The sequence below is a fragment of the Mesorhizobium abyssinicae genome (assembly GCF_049887195.1).
Taxonomy (GTDB): Bacteria; Pseudomonadota; Alphaproteobacteria; order Rhizobiales; family Rhizobiaceae; genus Mesorhizobium; species Mesorhizobium abyssinicae.
Map to the genome: position 1 here is coordinate 541,437 of NZ_JARAKC010000001.1, position 23,909 is coordinate 565,345.

Genomic DNA, 23,909 nt, shown 5'->3' on the forward strand with positions numbered 1-23,909 from the left:
GCGTCAGCCCGGCATCAGCCCGTCGATGAAATCCTGCCCGGCATCGTAGGGTTGCCGGACGCGGACGGTGTAGTTCTGGCCGAGCTTGCCGAAATCGCAGACGAACAACGTCTTGTCGCGCGCGCTGAGCCGCGCTTGCGATTGCGCCGTCTCCTCGAATTCGATGATCTGCCCGACTTCCAGGCTGGCGAGGTCGCCGAGCGTCAGCCGCGCAAGCGGCATCGTCGCTTCCAGCATCACCGCCGAGCGCATTACTTCTTCGGAGAAGCGCGCGCGCCAGTCGGAGCCGGCCGCGTGATCGTCCTCGTGGGCGCCGGCAGCGCCGCCGCGAGTAGCCAGCAGGACGCGCTGCGGGATCATCACCGTGACAGTGCCGCTGTCGGTCGGCGTCGAGATGCCGAACACCATGCGGACCGACGCCCCGTCACGCAGCACGCGCCGCTTCGCCTCCATGCCCGACATCGCCCTCTGCACCGGCAGCCGCAATTCGAGCGAGCGTTTGCCCGATCCATTGAGAGCCTGCGCGACCAGCTGGAACACCGTCGTCGCCACGTCGGTTTCGATCTGCGACAGCTCGCGCTCGATCGGCGAGACCGGCACGTCCGGGTCGCCGCCGAACAGCGCGCAAACCATCACCGCGATGCCCGGCGCGTCGAGCACCAGGGTCATGGCATCGGAGGAGGTCGGCGAGGCGACGATGGTCATGGCGAATGTGTCGCCGGCGTCGCTGCGCGCCTCGGGAACACGGCTGACCGCGACCGCGCGCAGATCGACAGTGACCGGCGCGCCGAGTTCGCCGATAAGGCTCTTCTGCAGCAGCGGCACGGCGCGTTCGGCCATCCCCCGGCCGGCGCCGATGACATGATCGGCCTCGCCGCTGTCGCCGACGAGACGTTCGATGATCAGGGAACGGGTCTGCGACGGACTGCCCGGACTGGTCATGATGGCGAGCGGCCTTGTCTGTCTTCACGCATGCTCAGGCCGCCTTCTTTTCGCCCGTGCCGGTGTTCATCGTGCTTTGCTCGACCGCATCGATGGTCGGCCGCTCGTAGGACGAGATGGTCTTGCGGCCGAATTCGATCGCGACCTGCGGCAGCGCGCCGTTCATGTAGGCGAGCAGCGTCTGCTTGACGATGATGTAGAGGCGGTTCTTCTTCTCGCGCACGGTCTTGATCTTGGTGGCGACCGGGCCGACGACGGCATAGGACAGGAAGATGCCGAGGAAGGTGCCGACGAGTGCGGCGCCGATCAGGCCGCCGAGGATTTCCGGCGACTGGTCGAGTGCGCCCATCGCCTTGACCACGCCGAGCACCGCGGCGACGATGCCGAGCGCCGGCAGGCCGTCGCCCACCGCCACCATCGCGTGGTAGGCCTTCAGCTTGTCGGTCCTGATGGTCTGGATCTCCTCGTCCATCAGCGCCTCGATCTCATGCGAGCGCGCATTGCCGATGATGATGATGCGGCAGTAGTCGCAGATGAAATGCGTCAGGTCGTGGTTCTTCAGCACCGTCGGGAAGGCCTGGAAGATCGCCGACTCTTCCGGATTGTCGATATGCGCCTCGACCTCGCTGCGCGACTTGGAGCGCAATTCGCGCATCAGGCTGTGCAGCACGCCGAGCGTCTCCAGATAATCCCGTTCCTTCGGCACCGCCTGCTTGAACGCTTCGAGAATGCCCTTGCCGGTGTCCTTGACGGTCTTCATCGGGTTGGCGACGAGGAAGGTGCCGAGCGCCGCGCCGCAGATGACCACTGCTTCCCAGGGCTGCATCAGCACGTGCAGATGGCCGCCCATGGCCATGAAGCCGCCGAGGACGCAGCCGAGCGTCACCACCAGTCCGATCAGAATGCCCACGCAAGATCCTTCCGCATGTCACCGCAGGTCCCAACCGATAATCCACGTGCCTTGTGTGAGGCTTGAATCGACGAGGCTTCAACCCCGCGAGGTCCGGCTGGCGGGTTGCGGGGCCGATTCAGCTTCGCGCAAGGAAGTGACTGTATTTTCCTGGAATAGCTTCGGCCGGAGGCGCACAGCGTGTTGAACACTTATACGAGCTACCAGCTTATCGCCAAGGACATCCCCAAGGCGATCGACCAGGTTGAGGCGCAGCCCGTCGTCAAGCGTGACACCGACTACTATCTCGCCAATATCGGCAACATCAAAACCATCGACGACTTCGTCAAGGACACCCGCCTGTTCACCTATGCCATGAAGGCATACGGCCTGGGCGACATGGCCTATGCCAAGGCTTTCATGGTCAAGGCGCTCAAGGAAGGCGTCTCGGATTCGGACAGCTTCGCCAACAAGTTGAGCGACAAGCGCTACGCCGCCTTCGTCAAGGCGTTCAACTTTGCCGCCTACGGCTCGACCGCCACACTCTTTCCCTCCGCCCAGCAAGGCGCGGTCGACAAATACATGCGCCAGACCCTGGAGGAGAACGCCGGCGAGACCAATCAAGGCGTGCGGCTGGCACTCTACTTCCAGCGCAAGGCGCCCGACATCACCAACTGGTACGACGTGCTGGCCGACACTGCGCTTGCCAGCGTGGTGCGCACCGCCCTCGGCCTGCCCGATTCCTTCGCCTCGGCCGACATCGACAAGCAGGCGCAGCTGTTCGAGCAGAAGCTCGACATCGCCGATTTCAAGGACACCGACAAGCTGAACAAGTTCCTGACCCGCTTCACCAGCCTGTGGGAGATCAACAACCCGACCTCGACGGCAACGACATCGGTCAGCGTGCTCTTTTCCCAGCCGACCACGGTCGGCATCTCGACCGATCTGATGATGGCCATGCAGAAACTGAAATTCTGAGAACACCATGCAGGACAGCCTTTACGTCGCCCTCTCCTCGCAGATCGCGCTCGAGCGCCGGCTCGACACCATCGCCGACAATGTCGCCAATGCCTCGACCATCGGCTTTCGCGCCACCGGCGTGAAATTCGAGGATGTCGTCTCCGGCACCGGGCCGAAGTCGGTCTCCTTCGCCTCCTCGGGCAACACCTATCTTTCGACGGCGCACGGCTCGATGACCGAGACCGGCAATCCTTTCGACTTCGCCATCCAGGGCGACGCCTGGTTCGCCATCGAGACGCCGGGCGGCACGGTGATGACCCGCGACGGCCGCTTCTCGATGAACGAGAACGGCGAGCTTATGTCGATCGAAGGCTATCCGGTGCTCGACGGCGGCGGCGCGCCGATCCAGCTCGACCCTCGCAACGGACCGCCCAAGGCCGGCGCCGACGGCTCGCTCAGGCAGAACGACCAGCTGGTCGGCGCCATCGGCCTCTACAATTTCGACCCAGGGCAGAATTTCGTCCGCTACGGCAATTCCGGCATCGTGCCCGCGCGGACGCCTGAACCTGTGACCGATCGCTCCGACGTCGGCGTGGCGCAGGGTTTCCTCGAGGAATCCAACGTCAATCCGGTGCAGGAAATGACCCGGCTGATCATGGTCCAGCGCGCCTTCGAGAACACGGCGGCGCTGATGCGCCAGACCGATTCGACGACCGACGACGCGATCAAGACGCTCGGCTCCAAGTAAAGGCATGTCGACCAGCCCACCCTCGCTGCGCGCTCTGGAAAAGCAGCCGGAAGCAGCACCTGCCGACCGGCTTGCCGCCCTGGAACGCGTCCTGCGCCGCTTCGACCGCGCCGAGTCCCTTCTCCGGCGCGGCGGTCGCGTCGCCGAGATCTCGCCGACCCACTACAAGGTGCGCGGCCTTTCCGACATCGCCAGGCTGGGCGATATCGTCGAGCAGCGCGGCCATGCCGGCACGCGTCGCGGCGAAATCGTCAAGATCGGCCGCGACGAGGTGGTTGTGGCCCCCTTCGAGCGCAGTGCCGACGCCGGCATGGGCGACGCCGTGTTTCGCCGCGGACCGCTGGCCGTGACGCCGCATGCCTCGTGGCGCGGGCGCGCCATCGACGCGCTGACACGCGCCATCGACGGCGGCCCGCCGCTGGTCAGGCCCGCATCCACGCCGGGCGAGGATGCCACGACCCCGGGCGCCATGGCGCGGCAGCGCGTCGGCACCGCCTTCATGACCGGGGTCAGGGTCATCGACATCTTCACGCCGCTCTGTTTCGGCCAGCGTCTCGGCATCTTTGCCGGCTCCGGCGTCGGCAAGTCGACGCTGCTCGCCATGCTGGCCGGCGCCGATGCCTTCGATACGGTCGTCGTCGCCCTGATCGGCGAGCGCGGCCGCGAGGTGCGCGAATTCCTCGAGGACACGATCGGCGCCGAAAGCATGGCCAAGACCGTGGCCGTGGTTGCGACCAGCGACGAGAGCGCCATGATGCGCCGGCGCGCGCCGGACACCGCCATGCGCGTCGCCGAGCATTTCCGCGACCAGGGCCACCGCGTGCTCCTGGTGCTCGATTCGATCACGCGCTTTGCCCACGCGCTGCGCGAGGTGGCGACCGGAACCGGCGAGCCGCCGGTCGCGCGCGGCTATCCGGCTTCCGTGTTCACCGACCTGCCCAAGCTGCTCGAGCGCGCCGGACCTGGCGCCGAGGGCCCCGGAGTCAAAGGCAGGGGGTCGATCACTGCCATCATTTCGGTGCTGGTCGACGGCGACGACCACAACGACCCGGTCGCCGATTCCGTGCGCGGCATCCTCGATGGCCATGTCGTGCTCGATCGCGCGATCGCCGAACAGGGCCGCTATCCGCCGGTCAATCCGCTGTCGTCGATCTCGCGCCTGGCTGACAAGGCTTGGAGCGCCGAGCAGCGGATGCTGGTGACCAGGCTGAAGTCGATGATCTCGCGCTTCGAGGACACGCGCGACATCCGCTTGCTCGGCGCCTACCAGGGCGGCGCCGACGCCGAGCTCGACATCGCCGTGCGCCAGGTGCCGCTGATCTACGAGGCGCTGACGCAGTCGCCGAAGGACCGCGCGTCCGTCGATCCGTTCGCCGACCTCGCCCGCTACCTGAAGGGAAAGCAGAATGGCGATGCAGGAGAGTGAGCGCCAATATACCGAGCGCCTGCTGCGCGAGATGATCGACGACGCCAGGGCCAAGGAAGACGCCTTGGCCGAGGAAGCACGATCCGCCGCAGCAAAGGCCGCGCGCGCCATGGCCGCCAAGGTCGCGGCCAAGACCGGGGCCGTCCTGGCCAAGGCGGCGAAGCCCGCCCTCCCGAGGCCCGCCGGGTCTGCCAGGACCGCCGGGGATGATTTGCCCGCGGCTGCCCGGGTTGAGGCGGCCGAGACGATACAGGCCAGCCGCGACTCGCTGATCGATGACCTGTTCCCGCGCACGGAATGGCCCACGCCGCCAAAGGCGGAATTCCCGCGGCTGGGCAAGAAGCCCGACCGGCGCAGCGATTTCGTCGTCGCCGCGCTCGGCGTCACGCTCGGCCTGATCTGCGCGCTGTTTCCCTGGTACATCTTCTTCAACCAGGAACAGTTCGGCGTGCAGGCCATCAAGTTCGGCGGCAGCGGCACCAATGCCGGACGCGTCAGCGGCGGCTCGCAAATGGAAAATCCCGGCCAGCCGCTGACGGCCAAGGATGTTCCCGATGTCGACCTGTTCGCCACCGGCACGCTGCAGGACCCCGAGGATCCCGCCCAGGCGCCGGGCGTCGACCAGCAGCCCTTTCCGGCCGATCCCAAGTTCCGCATGGTGCATGTCGCCAACGGCCGCGCCATGATCGAGGACGACGCTGGCCTGTGGATCGTCCAGCGCGGCTCAAAGCTGCCGGATTCCAGCATCGTCTCGTCGATTGAGCAGCGCGGCGGCAAATGGGTCATGGTCACCAGCACCGACCAGGTGATCGACCTCTCCAGATAGCGACGCACGGGCCGGTCGCGCGGCGCTGCGCCATGCCGGCCCCGCGCAAGGTCCGCGCAAGACTGGCGGCCTAGTCTCTGGGAACCCCGTCCGGAGATTCCCATGGAGCCCGTCAACCTTTTCGATCTCGCCACGAAGCAGTCGCAGTGGCTGGCCGTGCGCCAGTCCGCCATTGCCTCCAACATCGCCAACGCCAACACGCCGGGTTACACGGCGGGCGATGTCGAGCCGTTCGAGAAGGTCCTCGACCGCACCGCGGTGTCGCTGCAGGCCACCCAGGCCGGGCATCTTGGCGGCGAGGCGACGAATGCTGGTTTCAGCATCAAGCCGGAGGAAAGCACCGGCTCGATCATGCCGTCGAAGAACAGCGTGGTGGTGGAAGACGAGTTGATGAAGGCCGGTGAGGTCCGCCGCTCCTTCGAGCTCAACACCGCGATCGTCAAGGCCTTCCACTCCATGATGATGATGGCGGTGAAGAGCTGACCATGGACGCGCTGACCGCAGCTCTCAAAGTCGCCGCGTCCGGCCTGGGCGCCCAGTCCGAGCGCCTGCGCGTGGTGTCGGAAAACCTTGCCAACGCGCAATCGACCGGCACGGCGCCGGGCGCCGACCCCTATCGCCGCAAGACCATCAGCTTCGCTTCCGAACTCGACCGCTCGACCGGCGGCCAGCTCGTGGAGGTCAGCTCGGTGGCGCGCGATCCCTCCGATTTTCCCATCGAGTTCCAGCCCGGCAACGAAGCCGCCGACGAGAAGGGCTATGTCAAGATGCCCAACGTCAACGTGCTGATCGAAATGGCCGACATGACCGAGGCCAACCGCTCCTATGAGGCCAATCTGCAGGTCATCAAGCAGGCGCGCGACCTGATTTCCATGACCATCGACCTGATGAGGAACCAGCAATGATCAGCGGCATCGGCAACATTGGCGCGCTCCAGCTCAAGCCGGCGACCGACGGCGCCGACGCGGCGACCGGCGCCTTGCAGGGCATCGTCTCGCCACAGGCCGCGACGGACACCGTCGGCACCTCCTTCGCCGAGGCGCTGAGCCAGGCGGCGTCGAAGACCGTCAACACCTTGCAGAATGCCGAACAGGTATCGATCCAGGCGCTGCGGGGCGACGCCGACACACGCCAGGTGGTCGACGCGGTGATGAGCGCCCAGCAGGCCCTGCAGACGACCATCGCCATCCGCGACAAGGTCGTCTCCGCCTACCTCGAAATCAGCCGCATGAGTATCTAGGACCGCGTCATGAAAGCACTCGCTATCGCCGCCACCGGCATGAACGCCCAGCAGACCAACCTGGAAGTCATCGCCAACAACATCGCCAACATCAACACCACCGGCTACAAGCGCGCCCGCGCCGAATTCTCCGACCTGCTCTATCAGGTCGACCGCACGCAGGGCGTGCCCAACCGCTCCAACACCTCGCTGGTGCCGGAAGGCGTCTCGATCGGCCTCGGCGTCAAGACGACGGCCGTGCGCAACGTCCATACCCAGGGCGAGCTGACCAGCACCGGCAACAGCTTCGACCTCGCGCTGACCGGCCGGGGCTGGTTCCAGATCGAAGGCGCCGACGGCGGCACGCTCTACAGCCGCGCGGGCGCCTTCAACACCAACGCCACGGGGCAGCTGGTGACGGTCGATGGCGCCAATGTCGTCCCTGCCATTACAGTGCCGACGGACGCGGTCGAGGTCATTGTCAACAAGACCGGCCAGGTCTTCGCCCGCATCGAAGGCCAGACCGATCTCCAGCTTCTCGGCCAGCTGCAGCTCGCCAATTTCGCCAACGAGGCGGGCCTGGCGCCGCTCGGCGACAACCTGTTCCAGGAGACGGCGGCTTCCGGCCCGGCCAATGTCGGCGTGCCCGGCGACCCCGGTTTCGCCACGATCGAACAGGGCTATCTGGAATCGTCCAACGTCGATCCGGTCAAGGAGATCACCGAACTGATCTCGGCGCAGCGCGCCTATGAGATGAACTCGAAGGTCATCCAGGCCGCCGACGACATGGCCTCGGTCGTGTCCAAGAACATCAGGTAGCGGATCATGATTGCGCCGGCCCACCGCTCCCTGTTCCGCCGCGCCGCGCTGGCCCTCGCGCTGGTGGCCGGCGGCGTGCCGGCGTTTGCCCAGGACGCCGGCGACAATCAGGCCGGCAACCAGAGCGCCAATCAGCTCGCCGCCCAGAATGCCAGGCAGAGCGGCGAGGTCGTGCTGATCCCCAACCGGATCATCTATCCTGGCGAGACGATCGAGCTTGCCGCGCTGAAGCAGGTGACGCTCATTCCCGGCAAGCACAAGCCCGACGCCGTTGCCACCCTCGCGCAGGAACTCCAGGGCAAGGTTGCCAAGCGCACGCTACTGCCCGGCCGCTATATCCCGACCGCCGCCATCCGCGACGCCTGGCTGGTCGAACAGGGCGCGGCGGTGCAGATCTATTTCACCGCCGGCGCCCTGACCATTTCGGCTTCCGGCGTCACCTTGCAACCGGGCGCCGCCGGCGACCTGGTCAAGGTCCGCAATGTCGACAGCGGCAAGATCATTTCCGGCACGGTGATGGGCGACGGCACCATCATGGTCGGCGCCTCATGATGCGCGGACTTGCCTTGCTTCTGGCGGCTGCGCTTGGGCTGCAGCCGGCACTGGCCGACGGGCTGACCCCGAAGGCGAAGCGCGAGCTTGCCGCGAAGAATGGCGGCGCCTTCAACGACCCGGAATACGATCCCGCCACCACCACGCGGATGTTCCGTGTTTCGACCGGGCCAAGCACGCTGCCGCCCGGCCAGGTCGCGGCGCGCATCAAGGACATCGCCCAGCTGCAGAGCGCGCGCGACAACCAGCTCGTCGGCTACGGCCTGGTCATCGGCCTGGCGGGAACCGGCGACAGCCTGCGCAATTCGCCTTTTACCGAACAGTCGATCCGCGCCATGCTGGAAAATCTCGGCATCGCCACCGAAGGCGGCAGCGCGCGCGCCAAGAACGTCGCCGCCGTCATCGTCACCGCCAACATGCCGCCCTTCGTGCAGTCGGGAGCCCGCATCGACATCGACGTTTCCTCGATGGGCGACGCCACCTCGCTTGCCGGCGGCACCCTGGTGATGACGCCGCTCAAGGCGGCCGATGGCGAAATCTATGCCGTCGGCCAGGGCTCGGTGATCGTCGGCGGCTTCACCGCCCAGGGCCAGGCGGAGCAATTGACGCAAGGCGTGCCGACGGCGGGCCGCGTCCCCAACGGCGCCATCGTCGAGCGCGCGGTGCCGGCCGAATTCGACGATCAGGGCGTGCTGACGCTGCAACTGCGCAACCCCGACTTCTCGACCGCCATTCGCATCGCCGATGCCATCAACGATTACACCGCGCAGCGTTTCGGCATGCGCGTCGCGGCCGAACGCGACGCCCGCACCGTCCAGATCAGGCGGCCGAAGAACGTCTCGGCGGCGCGCTTCTATGCCGAGATCGAGAATCTGGTCGTGGAATCGGACACGCCGGCCCGCGTCGTCATCGACGAGCGCACCGGTACCATCGTCATCGGCAACAACGTCAAGATCGCGCGCGTGGCGATCAGCCATGGCACGCTCACGGTGCGCATCACCGAGGCGCCGAAAGTCGTCCAGCCCGAGCCCTTTTCCAAGGGCGTGACCGCCGTCGAGCCCTTCACCGCCATCGAGGCCACGCGGCCCGACGCGCGCGTCGCCGTGCTCGACGGACCAAATCTCGAAACGCTCGTTTCCGGCCTCAACCGTCTCGGCGTCAAGCCGGACGGCATCATTGCCATCCTGCAAGGCATCAAATCGGCCGGCGCCCTGCAGGCCGATCTGGTCCTCCAATAGGCCATGCCGATGATCGCTCCCCGCCAACCCATCCGCAACGCCAGGCCGGCGCTGGTCGCCTCGACCCTTGCCGTGGTGCTGCTTCTCGCCGGCGGCCAGGCCCGCACCGAGGAAGCGGTGCGCCAGGTGCTGCCCGGCGGGCAGGCGCCGGCGACGCCGCAGCAGTTGAAGCGGGAGAAGGCGCCGGACGAAAGCGAGATCCAGCGCTTCTGCTCCAACATCGCCGACGCCGCCCGCGACCGCCGCTATGCCTTGCAGGCGCAGGAGCTGAAGGAGCTGCAGGCCGGCATCGACCAGCGCATGAAGGCGCTGGAGGACAAACGCGCCGAATACGAGCAATGGCTGAAGCGGCGCGAAGTGTTCCTGGCGCGCGCCGAGGACAGCGTCGTCAAGATCTATGCCGGCATGAAGCCCGACGCCGCGGCCGAACGCCTGGCGATGGTCAATGTCGAACTCGCCGCCGCCATCCTGATGAAGCTGGATTCGCGCAAGGCCGGCGTCATCCTCAACGAAATGGACCAGAAGGCGGCGGCAGCGCTCACCGGCATCATGGCCAGCGCGGCGCGAAGGGTTGATCCGTCATGAAGTGCAAGATGCTCATCCTGGTCGCGGTCGCGGCGCTGTCCGGCTGCGGCACCGATCTCAAGGAGGTCGGCAGGGAGCCTTCACTGTCTCCGGTCGGCTCCGGCATCACAGGCAGCGTCAACGCCCCCTACAGCTACCCCGAGCCGCCGGCAGCACCGGTCAAGAAATTCTCGCTGTGGGACGATCGTCAGAGCCGGCTGTTCACCGACCCCAGGGCGTTGCGCGAAGGCGACATCCTGACCGTCAACATCAAGCTCAACGACAAGGCCAACTTCAAGAACCAGAACGACAGGAGCCGCACCGCGGCACGCAAGCTCGGCTATGACATCACCCTCGGATGGGAGGGCAACAGCACCAGCGGCAAGGGCGATGCCGGCCTGAGCTCCAGCACCGAAACCAATGCCGACGGCGAGATCAAGCGTTCCGAAAACCTCGAGCTCAACGTCGCCGCCGTCGTCACCGACGTGCTGCCCAACGGCAATCTGATGATCAGGGGCTCGCAGGAAGTGCGCGTCAACTACGAACTCAGGGTGCTCACCATCGCCGGCATGGTGCGTCCGTCCGACATCGGCGCCGAGAACACCATCCCCTACGAGCGCATCGCCGAGGCGCGTATTTCCTATGGCGGCCGCGGCCGCGTCAGCGAGGTTCAGCAACCGGCCTATGGCCAGCAGATCCTCGATCAGGTTCTCCCCTTCTAGGACGGGCTGGCTCGGAAAATCACACCATGGCCAATGTCGAGCAAGTCGAGCAGAAGAAGGGACCATCGCTGGTCGTCCAATTCGCCATGCTCCTGGCGGTGACGGTCGCCGCCGTCGGCATGGGCTGGCTGTCCGGCGGCTATCTGAAGGGCACCGATGCCCCGGCCTCGGTGCCGGTCGCTCCGGAAAACGAAGGCAGCAGCGAGAAGCCCGCCGAGCCCGGCAAGGAGGTTGCAGGACCGACGCTTGTCCAGCTGGCGCCGATAACCACCAACCTGGCGTCGCCGGCCGAGGTCTGGATAAGGCTTGAGGCATCGGTGTTCTACGACACGCCGCAGCCGGCGGAAATGACCGAGCAGATCCACCAGGACCTGCTGGCGCTGGTGCGCACGCTGAAGATGCATCAGATCGAAGGCGCCAGCGGCTACCAGCATCTGAAGGCCGACCTCGAGGACCGCGCCGCCATCCGCAGCGGCGGCCATGCCAAACAGATTCTGATCAGGACATTGCTGCTCGAATGAGAAAATACCTTCTCGCCGCCACGCTCCTGGTCCTTGCCACCTCCGTCGCCGCGGCCCAGCAGCTGGATCTCGGTGCCATCGGCAAGGCCGACGGCACGACCGTCGGCTATCTGATCCAGATGTTCGGCCTGCTCACCGTGCTGTCGGTGGCGCCGGGGCTTTTGATCATGGTGACGAGCTTCACCCGCTTCGTCATCGCCTTCTCGATCCTGCGCGCCGGCATCGGCCTGCAGTCGACGCCGGCCAACCTGATCCTGATCTCGCTGTCGCTGTTCATGACTTTCTACGTCATGGCGCCGACCTTCGATCAGGCCTGGAACACCGGCGTCAAGCCGCTGATGGACAACCAGATCACGCAGGCGGAAGCGTTCGAGAAGATCTCGGACCCGTTCCGCACCTTCATGCTGCACAATGTGCGCGACAAGGATTTCGACCTCTTCGCCGACCTTGCCCGCGAACGCGGCCAGACCGTCTCGCGCGACACCGTCGACCTGCGCATCCTGGTGCCCGCCTTCATGATCTCCGAAATCCGGCGCGGTTTCGAGATCGGCTTCCTGATCGTGCTGCCGTTCCTGGTCATCGACCTGATCGTCGCCACCATCACCATGGCGATGGGCATGATGATGCTGCCGCCGACCGTGGTGTCGCTGCCGTTCAAGATCCTGTTCTTCGTGCTGATCGACGGCTGGAACCTGCTTGTCGGCAGCCTGGTGCGGTCCTTCACCTGACCTGTCGATATTGATCGCCAGCCTTGCGTGACTGGCGCCGCGCCGCCGCGCCCAGATTTCCTGCAATATATTTTCGGTTAACCGTCGCGTTTAGGCCTTTGGTAGGGACTTGCCAGCATAGTCCCCCCAGATGGCGGGTGATCTCAATCAACGATCATTGGCATGATGCCGCACCGTCATACCGGAAAAGCCGGTATGTCAAAAAAACACGTGTAAAATCAAGGTACGAGTAGCCATGTCCAGTATCATGACCAATTCCTCGGCGCTGACCGCGCTGCAGAGCTTGAACAACACCAACAAGCAGCTCGAGACCACCCAGTCGCGTATTTCGACTGGTTACCGCGTCGCCACCGCCTCCGACAACGCCGCCTACTGGTCGATCGCCACCTCGATGAAGTCGGACAACAAGGCGCTCTCGGCCGTACAGGACTCGCTCGGCCTCGGCGCCGGCAAGGTCGACACCGCCTACACCGCCATCAACGACGTCAAGGACCAGGTCGACCTGATCAAATCCAAGCTGGTCACCGCCCGCGGCGCCAGCCAGGAAGACCAGCAGAAGATCGCGACCGAAATCAACGCCATCCAGGCGCAGATCAAGTCGTCGGTCACCAACGCCAACTTCGCCGGCTCGAACCTGCTGCAGAACGACGGCCTCGCCGCGTCCGACCTTAAGATCGTCGCTTCCTACAACCGCACCGGCGCGACCGTCACCATCGACACCATCGACGTCAAGGCTGCCGACACGCAGGTCCTCGACGTCGCCGGCACGGGCGGCATCGTCGGCGGCCTGCTCGCCACGGCCTTCTTCGATCCGAGCTCTGCCGCTGTCGCCGACACTGCCATCGACACCGCGCTCGGCAGCGTTGAAACGGCGCTTGGCAAGCTGTCCACCGGCGCCGCTTCGCTCGGCGCCGCCAAGTCGCGCATCGACACCCAGAAGAGCTTCCTGTCGAACCTCTCGGACTCGATCGACAAGGGCGTCGGCTCGCTGGTCGATGCCGACATGAACAAGGAATCGACCCGCCTGCAGGCCCTCCAGGTCCAGCAGCAGCTCGGCATCCAGGCGCTGTCGATCGCCAACGGCAATTCGCAGTCGATCCTGTCGCTCTTCCGCGGCTGATCGCCTCCTGAACTCCAGTCATCTGCATCGGGCCGCGCCGTCAGCGCGGCCCGATTTTCATTTGTGAAACCCTTGTCATTTTCCCTCGCCAAAGCATGGCTTTAACGCGCCATTAACGATGTCGCGCTAGTTATGGTTAACCATTCACTTATGACGGGCAGACCAGTTGGTCCACAGGCATGACGCCCCCGCCAAACGGGTTGACCGGCATGCGTAAGGCATGCCTGCTTTGAGAAGGGGTGTACCTTGGCAAGTATCATGACGAACGCCGCGGCGCTGACCGCGCTGCAGAGCCTCAACGCCACCAACAAGGCGCTTGAAACGACGCAGGCCCGCATCTCGACTGGCTACCGCGTCGCCACCGCTTCCGACAACGCCGCCTACTGGTCGATCGCCACCAGCATGCGTTCCGACAACAAGGCGCTGTCGGCGGTGCAGGACGCGCTCGGCCTCGGCGCCGGCAAGGTCGACACCGCCTACACCGCCATCACCGACATCAAGGACCAGGTCGACGCGATCAAGGCCAAGCTGGTCACCGCCCGCGGCGCCAGCCAGGATAACCAGCAGAAGATCGCGACCGAAATCAAGGCCATCCAGGAGCAGATCAAGTCGTCGGTCACCAATGCCAGCTATGCCGGCTCGAACCTGCTGCAGAACGACGGCCTCGTCGCCTCCGACCTGCAGATCGTTGCTTCCTACAACCGCACCGGCACCACCGTCGCCATCGACACCATCAATGTCGCGGCCGCCGACACGCAGGTTCTCGATATTGCCGGCACGGGCGGCATCGTCGGCGGCCTGCTCGCCACGACCTTCTTCGACCCGAGCGCCGCTGCAGTCACCGACACCGCCATCGATACGGCGCTTGGCAGCGTTGAAACGGCGCTTGCCAAGCTCTCGACGGGCGCGGCCTATCTCGGTGCCGCCAAGTCGCGCATCGACACCCAGAAGAGCTTCCTGTCGAACCTCTCGGACTCGATCGACAAGGGCGTTGGCGCGCTGGTCGACGCCGACATGAACAAGGAATCGACCCGCCTGCAGGCGCTGCAGGTGCAGCAGCAGCTCGGCATCCAGTCGCTGTCGATCGCCAACGGCAACTCGCAGTCGATCCTGGCCCTGTTCAAGAGCTGACATCCCGGCTGATCTTTCCACTGCATCGAAGGCCGCGCCGCAAGCGCGGCCTTTTGCGTTCCGCCTATCATCCTCGCACAAGCTTCGCGGTCTAGTGTTCCGACGGACAGTCGTGCTGGGAGCCGTTGGAACGTGCCGGAACAGATCCAGAGCATCATCTCGAATCTCAGGGCATTTGGCGTCAAGCGCCTCGTCATGCTGGGCGGCATCGCGGCGCTCGTCATGACCGTCATCGGCGTGGCCTCGATCTATCTCAACCGTCCCGCCTACGAGACGCTCTACGTCGGGCTCGAGCGCTCCGACGTGAACCAGATCGGCCTGGTGCTGGGCGAGGCCGGCATCGGCTTCGACGTCGGCGCCGACGGCACCTCCGTGCTGGTGCCCGCCGGCACCACCGCGCAGGCTCGCATGATGCTCGCCGAGAAGGGCCTGCCGACCAGCGCCAATGCCGGCTACGAGCTGTTCGACAATGTCGGCTCGCTCGGCCTGACATCCTTCATGCAGCAGATCACAAGGGTGCGGGCGCTGGAGGGCGAGATCGCGCGCACCATCCAGTCGATCGCCGGCATCAAGGCGGCGCGCGTCCACATCGTCATGTCCGAGCGTGCCAATTTCCGCCGCGACGAGCAGCAGCCCTCGGCCTCGGTGGTCATCCGCTATGCCGGCATCGATGCCGAAAAGAGCGCCATGTCGATCCGCCACCTGGTTGCCGCCGCCGTCCCCGGCCTGGCGGCCGACAAGGTGACGGTGCTCGATTCCAACGGCAACCTTTTGGCCGCCGGCGACGACCCGTCCAACACCAGCGCTGCCCGCACGCTGGGCGTCGAGCAGACGGTCGAGGCGCAGATCGGCGACAACATCCGCCGCGCGCTGACACCCTATCTCGGTCCCGACAATTTCCGCGCCAGCGTCAAGGCCGACGTCAACACCGACACCCGCCAGACCGAAGAGACGATCTTCGATCCGGAGTCCCGCGTCGAGCGCTCCGTGCAGTCGGTGCGCACCAACGAGAACAGCAATCAGAAGCAGGCCTCGACCCCGACCAGCGTCGAGCAGAACCTGCCCGAGACCCAGGCGGCCAGCACCGAGGGGCCGCAATCCACCTCGCAGAACGACCGCAAGGAGGAGATCACCAACTACGAGATCAACTCCAAGAAGATCGCCACCGTCTCCAACGGCTATTCGGTCACCAAGATGTCGGTCGCCGTCGTCGTCAACCAGCAGCGCCTGGCCACCATTCTCGGCAAGGACGCCACGCCGGAGCAGATCGCCAAGCGCGTCGCCGACATCCAGAAGATGGTGGCCTCCGCCACCGGCTTCGACGAGAAGCGCGGCGACGTCATCGACGTCTCGGCGGTCGAGTTCATCGACGGGCTCGATGGCGAACCGATCGAGCAGCCGGGCATCCTGGCCTCGATCGGGACCTATACCGGCACGTTGATCAATGCCGGCGCCTTCATCGTCGTGGTGTTCCTGGTCGCCTTTTTCGGCCTGAGGCCGATGGCGGCCGCGCTGACGGCTCCAGCCAAGCCGGCCATCGCCGGCCCGAGCTTCGACGATGTCCAGCGCTCGCTGCCGACGCCCGAGCCCGCGGTGGCGGCAATCGGTTCCGACGCGGCAGCCGCGTCCGTCGGCGCCTTGCCGGGCGCGCGCGCCGGCTCCACGCCGCTCGACGACCTTCGCCAGAAGATCCGGCCGGCGCCGCAGGAACGGCTTGCCCGCATGGTCGACCTCAACGAGGAACGCACCGCGCAGATCCTGCGCAAATGGGCCGCCCAGGAAGTCGCCGGATAGACCATGCCCTCAGTCGCCCTCTTCGACCTTCTCCCGGATTTCGGAACGCGCAGCCCGCGTGCCGGACAGCCGCAGGCCGCCGCCGAGCCCGAACGCAAGCCCGACGAAGCGCCGCCGCAGGCCGACATCGGCACTTTGATCGCCGAAGCCGTCGCCGATGCGGAAACGGCGCTCGAAGCGCGCCTTGCGGTCGCCCATCAGGCTGCGCTCGAGGCCGAGCGCCAAGCCAATGCCGACGAGGCAAAAGCCTTCCTTGAAAGCTTCGGCGGCGATGTCGGCCAGGCCGTCGCCAGGCACATCGATGCCATGGAGCTGCGCGTGACCGAGCTCGTCGGCGCCACCCTTGCCCGCATCATTGGCGGCATGGTCAGCGACGACCTGCAGAAGCGCTCGCTGGACGCGCTCGCGCGCACGATCGGCGAGGCCATCGCCGACTCCGAGGCGGTGCGCATCGCCGTGCGCGGCCCGCTGTCGCTGTTCGAAACGTTGGCGGCCTCGCTCGGTCCGCGCGCCGCCCAGCTCGACTTCGTCGAGGCACAGGGCCTCGACCTCACCGTCGTCATCGACGAGGCGGTGTTCGAGACGCGCATCGCCGAATGGTCGGCCTCGCTGTCCGAGGTTCTGTCATGAGCGCGGTGGACGCCGGAGAGGACAGGCACGAGATCATCATCGTCAAGCGCAACCATGACGGCCACGACGACGGTCATCATGGCGGCGTCTGGAAGATCGCCTTCGCCGACTTCATGACCGCCATGATGTGCTTCTTCCTGGTGATGTGGCTGATCAACGCCGCCAACGAGCAGACCAAGGCGGCCGTCGCCAGCTACTTCAACCCGGTCGAGCTGATCGATCGCAATTCCAGCCGCAAGGGCCTGGAGGATCTCGGCGACGGTCCGAGCAAGGTCGGGCTGACGGCCGACAATCCGCAGGACGGCGCCAGCAAGGCCGGCGAGGACGGCAAGGGCGGCGCCGGCTCCTCTGACCGCAGGCAGACCAAGGAAGCCTCGCAGAACTCCGACCTTTCCGACGAGCATCTATTTGCCGATCCCTATGCGGTGCTGTCGGAGATCGCGACCGACACCGGGGTGATGCAGAATGTCAGCGCCAAGGGCGAAGGCGGCGCGCAGAATGCCGGCCCGGCGACCGGCGCCTCCGGCGGCGAGTCCTACCGCGATCCCTTCGCGCCGGATTTCTGGTCGCAGCAGGTGGCCGCGCCCGGTGCCGAGGAAAGCGCCGAGCGCGCCAAGATCGAGGGCGATCCGGCAAAGCCCGGCGAGAAAGTCGCCGAGACCCAGGTGCCGAAGGTCAAGGCCGTGCCGCCGGCGCCGCCGGTCATCGACGCGCCGCTGGAGCCGCTGGCGAAGGCGGCGCCCGACAAGGCGGATGCCAAGCCGGGGACGGCAAAGACCGAAACCGCGAAGGTCGAAGCCGCCAAGGGCGAGGCTGCAAAAGGCGAAGCCGCCAAGGCCGAGGCCGCCAAGGGCGAAGCTGCAAAAAGCGAAACCGCGACAAGCGAAACCGCCAACGGCGAGAAGGCCGAGACCGCAAAGCCGGAAGCCGCGAAGGCCGAAGCGGCGGCAAAACCAGATGTCGGCGAAAAGGCGCCGAGCGCCGCCACGGTCCAGGCCGCGGCCGAGGTCAAGCAGCAGCTGGCCGAAGCTTTCAAGCCGGGCGACAAGCTGCATGACGGCGTCTCGGTCGAGGCGACCGACAAGGGCGTCGTCATCTCGATCACCGACCAGTTGGATTTCGGCATGTTCGAGATCGGCTCGGCCTTGCCGCGCCGCGAGCTGGTGCTGGCGATGGAAAAGATCGGCCATATCGTCAACAGCCAGAAGGGCACGATCAGCATCAACGGCCATACCGATTCACGGCCGTTCCGAAGCGACACCTACGACAATTGGCGCCTGTCCACCGCGCGCGCCCATTCGGCCTACTACATGCTGGTGCGTGGCGGCGTCGACGAGCGCCGCATCACCGAGGTCGCGGGCTTCGCCGACCGGCAGCCGAAGGATCCTGCCGATCCGCTGGCGGCCGCTAACCGCCGCATCGAGATTCTGATGGCGACGGGCGGATGAAAGCTGCGACCGTCATCGGCCTGCTGCTGAGCGCCGCAGCGCCGTCGGCGAGCTTTGCCGACGAGGCCCTGCAGCCCTACCAGCTGGTGCGCTCGCTGCAGCTCGTGCAGGACCGCATCGCCGCCGGCGACCACGCGGCGCTGCCGATGCAGGCCAAGCTGCTCGAAATGACCGATGCGCGCCTGCGCGCCGCCGATGCCGGGGATTTCAAGGAACCGAGGAACTTTCGCGCCCTGCTCGTCTACGGCATGAGCGGCGGCAATCCCGTCACCGTCGAGGCAGCCGCCTCGCGCGCCGAGACCGACCCGCGGAGCCTGGCCGTCGCCAAGGGCATCATCAGCTACCTGAACGGCCGCCCGGCCGAGGCGATCGAAACGCTGAGGCCGATCGACCCGATGGCGCTGCCCGCCGACCTCGGCGCCTTCCTGGCGCTGGTCAAGGGCTCGCTGCTCGCCACCGACCAGCCGGCCGCGGCCCTCGCTTTGCTCGACGACGCCCGGCTGCTCAGCCCGGGCACGCTGGTCGAGGAAGCAGCGCTTCGCCGCTCGGTCGGCATCGCCGCGCAGCAAGGCGACGCGGCCCGCTTCGCGCTGGCTTCCACCCAATATGTGTCGAACTACCTCCACTCGCCCTATGCCAGCCAATTCGCGGATTCCTTCGTCTCCGGCGTCATTTCGCTGCACATGGCGATCAGTCACGACAAGCTCGCCGACATCACCTCGATGATGGATCCCGAGCGCGAGAAGGTGATCTATCTGCGCATCGCCCGCCGGGCGGCGATCGACGGCCTGACCGAGCTTTCCAGCTTCGCCTCGGCCAGGGCTGAGCAAGGCCGCGACGGCAACGGCAATGAGGACGACCCGCGCGCTCAGCTCTATTCCAGCCTGTCGACGGTGACGTCGAGCACCATCGAGGATGTGCGCGCCAAGCTGGAGAAGATCGACCGCGCCAAGCTCTCCGAAAGCGACCGGGCCTTGCTCGATGCCGCGCAGGCCGTCGCCGGCGAAGTGGTCGCGCGACCGGCAATCCCCGCCGTCGAAAAGCACGACGCGGACGCTGAGAAGTCCGCAGCCGGGAAGCCCGCAGCCGAGATCGCTGCGGCGGAGAGACAGGAAGACGCCGACCTGCCGCCGGTCGAAGGCGCGATGTCCGAGCAGCCGGCGGTCGAGACATCCGGCCCGGCCGCAAAGCCGGCGGACGCGCAAGCTCTGGCATCGCCATCCCCGGATGCGCCGGCTTCTATCCCGGCAGCGGCCGCGCCGGAGGCGCAGGCTCCGGCTCCAACCGATGCGCCGGCGGTGGCTTCGGCATCGGCCGAGGCGGCGGCAGTTCAGCCCGCATCGACGCCGGAACCTTCCCCCGGTCTCGATCCGTCCGACGCCACCGACGCCGCGATGATGCAGACGCGCCGCCAACTCAACAAGATCGACCAACTGCTTGGAGCCGCCCCGAAATGACCACCAGCCTCGGCCAGGCCCTCCCGGGACTTGTTCCCACGCACGCCGCGTCCAGGTCGGGCGCGCCGGCCGCGAAGGGCGAGGACACGAGCTTCGGCGATCTGCTGCGCGGCGCCGAAAAACAGTCCGCGCAGGAAAACGGGCAACCGGCTGAAACCGGATCCCCCGATGCGCGATGGAACAGACGCGCACTGGCCAGTCCCGGCAAGACGCAGCCCGAAGGCGATGCTCCGGCCAGAGCCGCCGCGCCAAAGTCAGCGCTCGGCAAGGCCGTGAAGGACGAGGCCGATACCGATGCGGACAAGGCCTCGGCGGATGCCGACCCGGCCGCGCAGACCGCGAACGCCGGCCCGCTCAAGGACAGCCTGCCATTGCTGATGGCGTTGAGCGACATCGGCCGTTTCCAGCCATCGGCCAGAGCGGACGGCGACGATGCCGCGCCCAGCGGGCCGGAGCCGGCGCTGGACGGCCAGCCGCAATCGTCGCGGCGATTGCTTTCCACCTTGAAAGAACCCGATCAGACCTCGGATCCCGACTCCAAAGATGCCGGTGCCTTCTCCCGGTCCGAACGTGGCTCGAACGCCGAGGCGTTTCCCGGCAAGCTCCGACAGCCGGAAGCCATCAGCGCCGTCTTCAAGGACCTGCCGCGCCGGGATGGCGGCGCCACGGCGCCGCCTGAGGATCAGACGCCTGCGGACGTATCGGCAGCGCCGGCGAGGCGACCGGCATCGAAAACCCTTGAAGCAATACGGTCGGCGACGCCGTCGGAGCAAGGAAAACAGGCGTCGTCGGCTGCGCGCATCGATGTCGTCGCCGAGCAGAGCTTCCCGGCCCCGGCGCAGAACCCGCTAAACCAGACGGCTTCGGCGCTGGTCGACGCGCTGGCGTCGGACAATGGCTTGCCGCAGGCGTTTTTGACCCCCTCCGCGGGTTCCCAACCGCCCGGTTCTGTTGCCGTTCCGACACATATATTGAAGATCGAGCTTCACCCGGCCGAGCTTGGCATGGTCACGGCCAGCCTGCGGCTTTCCGGAGAGCAACTTTCGATCGAGCTGAAGCCCGAAACCCATGACGCACATCGTCGTCTCGCGGCCGACAGCGAGGCGATCGTCAAGTCCCTGCGCGGGCTCGGCTTCGACGTCGACAAGGTCACGGTACTGCAACCTTCGATAGCAACGCCAGCGGCCGCGCGCGTCGACGCCAACAGCTCGCTGCCGATGTCGCCAGGCCGCGAGCAATCCGCCTTTCAGCCCGGCAACTCGAGCGGCAACAATGCCGGCTCCGGCGGTCAGCAGCCGGGAAGGAACAACAGCAATGACACACCGGACAGCGGCCGCGCTGCTTCGCCTGCTCGCGAGCGCACTGGCGACGGCATGTTTATCTAGCGCCGCCATCAGCGCTGCGAGCGCCGCCGCCAACCCTTGCGAACCCGAGATCCTGCGCGCCGCCGACCGCTACGGCGTGCCGGCCGGCATCCTCTATGCCGTTGGCCTGACGGAGACCGGCAAGAAGGGCAGCCTTCAACCTAACGCCATGAATATAGAGGGAAAAGCAATCTTCCCGCGAAGCCGGGCCGAGGCCCTGGCGACGTTCGAGGGCGCCCGCCGCGAGGGCAAGACGCTGATCGATCTCGGCTGCATGCAGATCAATCATCATTACCACGCGTCGCACTTTCGCAGTGTCGAAGACATGCTCGACCCGCGCCAGAATGTCGACTACGCGGCGCGCTTCCTGGTCAGCCTGCATGCCCGCCACATGACCTGGTCGATGGCGGTGGCCCGCTATCATGCCGGCCCCGACAACGACCCCGCACAGAAGGTCTATGTCTGTCGCGTCATCGCCAACATGGTCGCTACCGGCTTCGGCAAATGGACGCCCAACGCCCGCTCATTCTGCAACCCATAGATGCACCTATGTTCCGAGGCGCACAGGGGCTTTTCGGCCTCTCCGGCGCTTGCCGCATCGTTCTGCGCGGCGCGCGCCGATGCACTCCGTACACCCCATGCGACCGCGCTTATTTTCGGGTCCCCAAAAAACTCCCAAGAAAATAGCTACAAGAAATGACGGTTGTTCAGGATTCTCGCCACCGGTTACGCCTCCTTCCACGGGGCAAATGAGATGATTCGGAGGGCGGGCCGATGATCGTGATCGTTGACGAGCGTGAGCTCGTAACTGAAGGCTACAGCTCACTTTTCGATCGCGAGGGGGTGGCCAGCGCGGGCTTCGCGCCCAGCGAGTTCGGCGAATGGGTGAGCTCCGCGGCCGACACCGATCTGCGCTCTGTTAGGGCCTTCCTCATCGGCGACTGCCGCGAGGGCGCGATCTCGCCGCGCCAGATCCGCGACCGCACCGGCGCGCCGGTCATCGCGCTCAGCGAACAGCACTCGCTGGAAAACACGCTGCGGCTGTTCGAGAGCGGCGTCGACGACGTCATCCGCAAGCCGGTTCACATCCGCGAGATCCTGGCGCGCATCACCGCCATCCGCCGCCGCGCGCATGAGGACGTGACCTATACCGAGGTCGGTTCGATGCGCATCTTCATGGACGGCCGCGATCCCGAGATCGACGGCGAGCCGCTGCCCTTGCCGCGCCGCGAGCGCCGCATCCTCGAATATCTGGCCAGCAACCGCGGCCGACGGGTCACCAAGACCCAGGTCTTCAACGCCATCTACGGCATCTTCGACGAGGAGGTCGAGGAGAACGTGGTGGAAAGCCACATCAGCAAGCTGCGCAAGAAGCTGCGCGAAAAGCTCGGCCATGATCCGATCGATTCCAAACGCTTCCTCGGCTACCGGCTGGTGTTCTGATGGCCGAAACCCGCGCCAGCCTCGCGCAAGACACGCGGCATAGGCTCGCGGCCACTGTCATGGGCCCCACCGTCGTGGGTATTGAGGAGACGTTTCGATGAGCCTCTACGGAATGATGCGGACCGGCGTCTCCGGCATGAACGCGCAGGCCAATCGCCTGTCCACGGTCGCCGACAACATCGCCAACTCCGACACTACGGGCTACAAGCGCTCCTCCGCCGAATTCTCGACGCTGATCATGCCGGGCACCGGCGGCGCCTACAATTCGGGCGGCGTGACGACGACGATCCGCTCCGCCATCAGCTCGCAAGGCGTGCTGCAATACACCACCTCGGTATCCGACCTTGCCGTAAACGGCGATGGCTTCTTTGTCGTGCAGGATCCGAGCGGCACGCCCTATCTGACCCGCGCCGGCGCCTTTGTCGCCGACGCCCAAGGCAGGCTGGTCAATGCCGCCGGCTATCAGCTGATGGCCTACAGCTACGCCAATGGCGATCCGGCGGCGACGGCCAACGGTTTCGAGGGCCTGGAGCCGGTGCAGATCTCCGACCAGGAAATGACCGCGACGCCGAGCACCGAAGGCGTCTTCAGTGGCAATCTGCCGGCGGGTGCCACCCCGCCTGCGGGCCCCTTGCCGTCCAGCAACAGCGCGAGCGCTGAATACACCTCGAAGTCGTCGCTGGTCGCCTACGACAATCTCGGCAACAAGGTCCTGCTCGACGTCTATTTCACCAACACCGGCTCAGGCGCCTGGCAAGTCTCGGTCTTCGACCAGTCCAAGGCCACCGCCGGCACGTCCTTCCCCTATACCGGCGGCGCGCTGGCCTCGGCCAACCTGACTTTCGACACCACCACCGGCAAGCTCACCGGCGCCACCACCGGCATCTCCTTCACCGTGCCGAACGGCTCCACCCTCGACCTCGACATGTCGAAGCTGACCCAGCTCGGCACCGGCTTCACGGTTTCCGAGGCCGAGGTCAACGGCAATGCGCCGAGCACGATCGAGAAGATCCAGATCGGCCAGGACGGCATCATCTACGCGCAGTATGAGGACGGCTCCACCAAGCCGCTCTACAAGATCCCGCTGGCCGACGTGACGAGCCCGGACCGGCTAACCGCGCTGCCCGGCAACGTCTACGCGCAGAGCACCGATTCCGGCGCGGTGCGCATCGGCTTCGCCAATGAAGGCAAGCTCGGCTCGATCGTCTCCGGCGCGCTGGAAAATTCCAACGTCGATATCGCCGAGGAACTGACCAACATGATCGCGGCGCAGCGCAGCTACACCGCCAATTCGAAAGTCTTCCAGACCGGTTCCGACCTGATGGATGTCCTTGTCAACCTGAAGAGATAACTGTCGGGCCCCGGCCC

Annotated in this window: 26 protein-coding genes; 24 read left to right on the forward strand and 2 right to left on the reverse strand. The window is 66.1% G+C overall.

Translation table 11 applies throughout. The features are described 5' to 3' along the window. Positions 1 to 3 precede the first annotated feature (3 nt). Positions 4 to 942, reverse strand: coding sequence for a FliM/FliN family flagellar motor switch protein (locus PU724_RS02450; protein WP_128345993.1), 939 nt, complete (start codon positions 940 to 942; stop codon positions 4 to 6). Positions 943 to 976: 34 nt separating this feature from the next. Continuing rightward, entirely contained in the window at positions 977 to 1,852 is an 876-nt protein-coding gene (gene motA / locus PU724_RS02455) for a flagellar motor stator protein MotA (protein WP_127283904.1), read from the reverse strand. 180 nt (positions 1,853 to 2,032) lie between these two features. Between motA and PU724_RS02460 the strand changes: the two genes are divergently transcribed. The 24 genes from PU724_RS02460 (at position 2,033) to PU724_RS02575 (ending at position 23,892) form a co-directional block, all read left to right on the forward strand. Next, a complete protein-coding gene (locus tag PU724_RS02460; RefSeq protein ID WP_187331326.1) occupies positions 2,033 to 2,809 on the forward strand; it encodes a DUF1217 domain-containing protein in 777 nt (258 codons plus the stop codon). A 7-nt stretch (positions 2,810 to 2,816) separates the two neighbouring features. Next, the gene (gene flgF, locus PU724_RS02465) at positions 2,817 to 3,539 is read left to right on the forward strand and encodes a flagellar basal-body rod protein FlgF (RefSeq protein ID WP_127283906.1); all 723 of its coding nucleotides are present in this window, start codon (positions 2,817 to 2,819) and stop codon (positions 3,537 to 3,539) included. A 4-nt stretch (positions 3,540 to 3,543) separates the two neighbouring features. Beyond that, the gene (gene fliI / locus PU724_RS02470) at positions 3,544 to 4,965 is read left to right on the forward strand and encodes a flagellar protein export ATPase FliI (RefSeq protein ID WP_354419485.1); all 1,422 of its coding nucleotides are present in this window, start codon (positions 3,544 to 3,546) and stop codon (positions 4,963 to 4,965) included. Then, positions 4,946 to 5,791 carry a hypothetical protein gene (locus tag PU724_RS02475; RefSeq protein ID WP_354419486.1) on the forward strand — a complete coding sequence of 282 codons (846 nt, stop codon included), beginning with the start codon at positions 4,946 to 4,948 and terminating at the stop codon, positions 5,789 to 5,791. The genes fliI and PU724_RS02475 overlap by 20 nt, the downstream gene beginning before the upstream one ends. A 102-nt stretch (positions 5,792 to 5,893) precedes the next feature. Continuing rightward, positions 5,894 to 6,274 (forward strand): flagellar basal body rod protein FlgB, encoded by a 381-nt coding sequence (gene flgB / locus PU724_RS02480; RefSeq protein ID WP_127311690.1) that lies wholly within the window; start codon positions 5,894 to 5,896, stop codon positions 6,272 to 6,274. A 2-nt stretch (positions 6,275 to 6,276) separates the two neighbouring features. Continuing rightward, the gene (gene flgC, locus PU724_RS02485; protein ID WP_127311691.1) at positions 6,277 to 6,696 is read left to right on the forward strand and encodes a flagellar basal body rod protein FlgC; all 420 of its coding nucleotides are present in this window, start codon (positions 6,277 to 6,279) and stop codon (positions 6,694 to 6,696) included. Further along, complete coding sequence (gene fliE, locus PU724_RS02490) at positions 6,693 to 7,031, forward strand: flagellar hook-basal body complex protein FliE (protein ID WP_127285021.1); 339 nt, start codon at positions 6,693 to 6,695, stop codon at positions 7,029 to 7,031. The genes flgC and fliE overlap by 4 nt, the downstream gene beginning before the upstream one ends. 9 nt (positions 7,032 to 7,040) lie before the next feature. Next, positions 7,041 to 7,829 (forward strand): flagellar basal-body rod protein FlgG, encoded by a 789-nt coding sequence (gene flgG / locus PU724_RS02495; protein ID WP_127311692.1) that lies wholly within the window; start codon positions 7,041 to 7,043, stop codon positions 7,827 to 7,829. Positions 7,830 to 7,835: 6 nt separating this feature from the next. Next, positions 7,836 to 8,381 carry a flagellar basal body P-ring formation chaperone FlgA gene (flgA, locus tag PU724_RS02500; protein ID WP_354419489.1) on the forward strand — a complete coding sequence of 182 codons (546 nt, stop codon included), beginning with the start codon at positions 7,836 to 7,838 and terminating at the stop codon, positions 8,379 to 8,381. After that, complete coding sequence (locus PU724_RS02505; protein ID WP_135858258.1) at positions 8,378 to 9,619, forward strand: flagellar basal body P-ring protein FlgI; 1,242 nt, start codon at positions 8,378 to 8,380, stop codon at positions 9,617 to 9,619. Before flgA ends, PU724_RS02505 begins: the two co-directional genes overlap by 4 nt. A gap of 3 nt (positions 9,620 to 9,622) precedes the next feature. Further along, positions 9,623 to 10,204, forward strand: a complete 582-nt coding sequence (locus tag PU724_RS02510) for a MotE family protein (protein WP_354419491.1) — start codon at positions 9,623 to 9,625, stop codon at positions 10,202 to 10,204. Next, positions 10,201 to 10,905: a flagellar basal body L-ring protein FlgH gene (gene flgH, locus PU724_RS02515; protein ID WP_354419493.1), complete on the forward strand. Its 705-nt coding sequence runs from the start codon at positions 10,201 to 10,203 to the stop codon at positions 10,903 to 10,905. The genes PU724_RS02510 and flgH overlap by 4 nt, the downstream gene beginning before the upstream one ends. Positions 10,906 to 10,931: 26 nt before the next feature. Continuing rightward, positions 10,932 to 11,426 (forward strand): flagellar basal body-associated FliL family protein, encoded by a 495-nt coding sequence (locus PU724_RS02520; RefSeq protein ID WP_127393890.1) that lies wholly within the window; start codon positions 10,932 to 10,934, stop codon positions 11,424 to 11,426. Next, positions 11,423 to 12,154 carry a flagellar type III secretion system pore protein FliP gene (fliP, locus tag PU724_RS02525; RefSeq protein WP_126058482.1) on the forward strand — a complete coding sequence of 244 codons (732 nt, stop codon included), beginning with the start codon at positions 11,423 to 11,425 and terminating at the stop codon, positions 12,152 to 12,154. The genes PU724_RS02520 and fliP overlap by 4 nt, the downstream gene beginning before the upstream one ends. A gap of 235 nt (positions 12,155 to 12,389) precedes the next feature. Then, positions 12,390 to 13,274, forward strand: a complete 885-nt coding sequence (locus PU724_RS02530) for a flagellin N-terminal helical domain-containing protein (RefSeq protein ID WP_127285014.1) — start codon at positions 12,390 to 12,392, stop codon at positions 13,272 to 13,274. Between the two features lie 246 nt (positions 13,275 to 13,520). Continuing rightward, positions 13,521 to 14,405: a flagellin N-terminal helical domain-containing protein gene (locus PU724_RS02535; protein WP_126058480.1), complete on the forward strand. Its 885-nt coding sequence runs from the start codon at positions 13,521 to 13,523 to the stop codon at positions 14,403 to 14,405. Between the two features lie 132 nt (positions 14,406 to 14,537). Then, positions 14,538 to 16,199 carry a flagellar basal-body MS-ring/collar protein FliF gene (gene fliF / locus PU724_RS02540; RefSeq protein ID WP_354419496.1) on the forward strand — a complete coding sequence of 554 codons (1,662 nt, stop codon included), beginning with the start codon at positions 14,538 to 14,540 and terminating at the stop codon, positions 16,197 to 16,199. Positions 16,200 to 16,202: 3 nt separating this feature from the next. Then, the gene (locus PU724_RS02545) at positions 16,203 to 16,829 is read left to right on the forward strand and encodes a hypothetical protein (RefSeq protein ID WP_354419498.1); all 627 of its coding nucleotides are present in this window, start codon (positions 16,203 to 16,205) and stop codon (positions 16,827 to 16,829) included. Beyond that, positions 16,826 to 18,277, forward strand: coding sequence for a MotB family protein (locus PU724_RS02550; RefSeq protein WP_354419500.1), 1,452 nt, complete (start codon positions 16,826 to 16,828; stop codon positions 18,275 to 18,277). Before PU724_RS02545 ends, PU724_RS02550 begins: the two co-directional genes overlap by 4 nt. After that, complete coding sequence (locus PU724_RS02555) at positions 18,274 to 19,734, forward strand: chemotaxis protein MotC (protein WP_354419502.1); 1,461 nt, start codon at positions 18,274 to 18,276, stop codon at positions 19,732 to 19,734. Before PU724_RS02550 ends, PU724_RS02555 begins: the two co-directional genes overlap by 4 nt. Next, positions 19,731 to 21,119, forward strand: coding sequence for a flagellar hook-length control protein FliK (gene fliK / locus PU724_RS02560; protein ID WP_354419504.1), 1,389 nt, complete (start codon positions 19,731 to 19,733; stop codon positions 21,117 to 21,119). Before PU724_RS02555 ends, fliK begins: the two co-directional genes overlap by 4 nt. Next, positions 21,049 to 21,639: a transglycosylase SLT domain-containing protein gene (locus tag PU724_RS02565; protein WP_354419506.1), complete on the forward strand. Its 591-nt coding sequence runs from the start codon at positions 21,049 to 21,051 to the stop codon at positions 21,637 to 21,639. The genes fliK and PU724_RS02565 overlap by 71 nt, the downstream gene beginning before the upstream one ends. Before the next feature lie 233 nt (positions 21,640 to 21,872). After that, positions 21,873 to 22,541, forward strand: a complete 669-nt coding sequence (locus PU724_RS02570; RefSeq protein WP_126058474.1) for a response regulator transcription factor — start codon at positions 21,873 to 21,875, stop codon at positions 22,539 to 22,541. A gap of 97 nt (positions 22,542 to 22,638) precedes the next feature. After that, positions 22,639 to 23,892 (forward strand): flagellar hook protein FlgE, encoded by a 1,254-nt coding sequence (locus tag PU724_RS02575; RefSeq protein ID WP_354419508.1) that lies wholly within the window; start codon positions 22,639 to 22,641, stop codon positions 23,890 to 23,892. Positions 23,893 to 23,909 lie beyond the last annotated feature (17 nt).

Excerpts from the sequence above, each read along its gene's own strand:
- fliE (WP_127285021.1), top strand. The coding sequence starts at position 6,693 with ATGATCAGCGGCATCGGCAACATTGGCGCGCTCCAGCTCAAGCCGGCG.
- PU724_RS02475 (WP_354419486.1), top strand. The coding sequence starts at position 4,946 with ATGGCGATGCAGGAGAGTGAGCGCCAATATACCGAGCGCCTGCTGCGC.
- PU724_RS02570 (WP_126058474.1), top strand. The coding sequence starts at position 21,873 with ATGATCGTGATCGTTGACGAGCGTGAGCTCGTAACTGAAGGCTACAGC.
- PU724_RS02450 (WP_128345993.1), bottom strand. The coding sequence starts at position 942 with ATGACCAGTCCGGGCAGTCCGTCGCAGACCCGTTCCCTGATCATCGAA.
- PU724_RS02545 (WP_354419498.1), top strand. The coding sequence starts at position 16,203 with ATGCCCTCAGTCGCCCTCTTCGACCTTCTCCCGGATTTCGGAACGCGC.
- flgG (WP_127311692.1), top strand. The coding sequence starts at position 7,041 with ATGAAAGCACTCGCTATCGCCGCCACCGGCATGAACGCCCAGCAGACC.
- flgB (WP_127311690.1), top strand. The coding sequence starts at position 5,894 with ATGGAGCCCGTCAACCTTTTCGATCTCGCCACGAAGCAGTCGCAGTGG.
- PU724_RS02555 (WP_354419502.1), top strand. The coding sequence starts at position 18,274 with ATGAAAGCTGCGACCGTCATCGGCCTGCTGCTGAGCGCCGCAGCGCCG.
- flgH (WP_354419493.1), top strand. The coding sequence starts at position 10,201 with ATGAAGTGCAAGATGCTCATCCTGGTCGCGGTCGCGGCGCTGTCCGGC.
- PU724_RS02575 (WP_354419508.1), top strand. The coding sequence starts at position 22,639 with ATGAGCCTCTACGGAATGATGCGGACCGGCGTCTCCGGCATGAACGCG.
- PU724_RS02520 (WP_127393890.1), top strand. The coding sequence starts at position 10,932 with ATGGCCAATGTCGAGCAAGTCGAGCAGAAGAAGGGACCATCGCTGGTC.
- fliI (WP_354419485.1), top strand. The coding sequence starts at position 3,544 with ATGTCGACCAGCCCACCCTCGCTGCGCGCTCTGGAAAAGCAGCCGGAA.
- PU724_RS02510 (WP_354419491.1), top strand. The coding sequence starts at position 9,623 with ATGCCGATGATCGCTCCCCGCCAACCCATCCGCAACGCCAGGCCGGCG.
- flgC (WP_127311691.1), top strand. The coding sequence starts at position 6,277 with ATGGACGCGCTGACCGCAGCTCTCAAAGTCGCCGCGTCCGGCCTGGGC.
- flgF (WP_127283906.1), top strand. The coding sequence starts at position 2,817 with ATGCAGGACAGCCTTTACGTCGCCCTCTCCTCGCAGATCGCGCTCGAG.
- PU724_RS02550 (WP_354419500.1), top strand. The coding sequence starts at position 16,826 with ATGAGCGCGGTGGACGCCGGAGAGGACAGGCACGAGATCATCATCGTC.
- flgA (WP_354419489.1), top strand. The coding sequence starts at position 7,836 with ATGATTGCGCCGGCCCACCGCTCCCTGTTCCGCCGCGCCGCGCTGGCC.
- PU724_RS02565 (WP_354419506.1), top strand. The coding sequence starts at position 21,049 with ATGACACACCGGACAGCGGCCGCGCTGCTTCGCCTGCTCGCGAGCGCA.
- PU724_RS02505 (WP_135858258.1), top strand. The coding sequence starts at position 8,378 with ATGATGCGCGGACTTGCCTTGCTTCTGGCGGCTGCGCTTGGGCTGCAG.
- fliK (WP_354419504.1), top strand. The coding sequence starts at position 19,731 with ATGACCACCAGCCTCGGCCAGGCCCTCCCGGGACTTGTTCCCACGCAC.
- fliP (WP_126058482.1), top strand. The coding sequence starts at position 11,423 with ATGAGAAAATACCTTCTCGCCGCCACGCTCCTGGTCCTTGCCACCTCC.
- PU724_RS02530 (WP_127285014.1), top strand. The coding sequence starts at position 12,390 with ATGTCCAGTATCATGACCAATTCCTCGGCGCTGACCGCGCTGCAGAGC.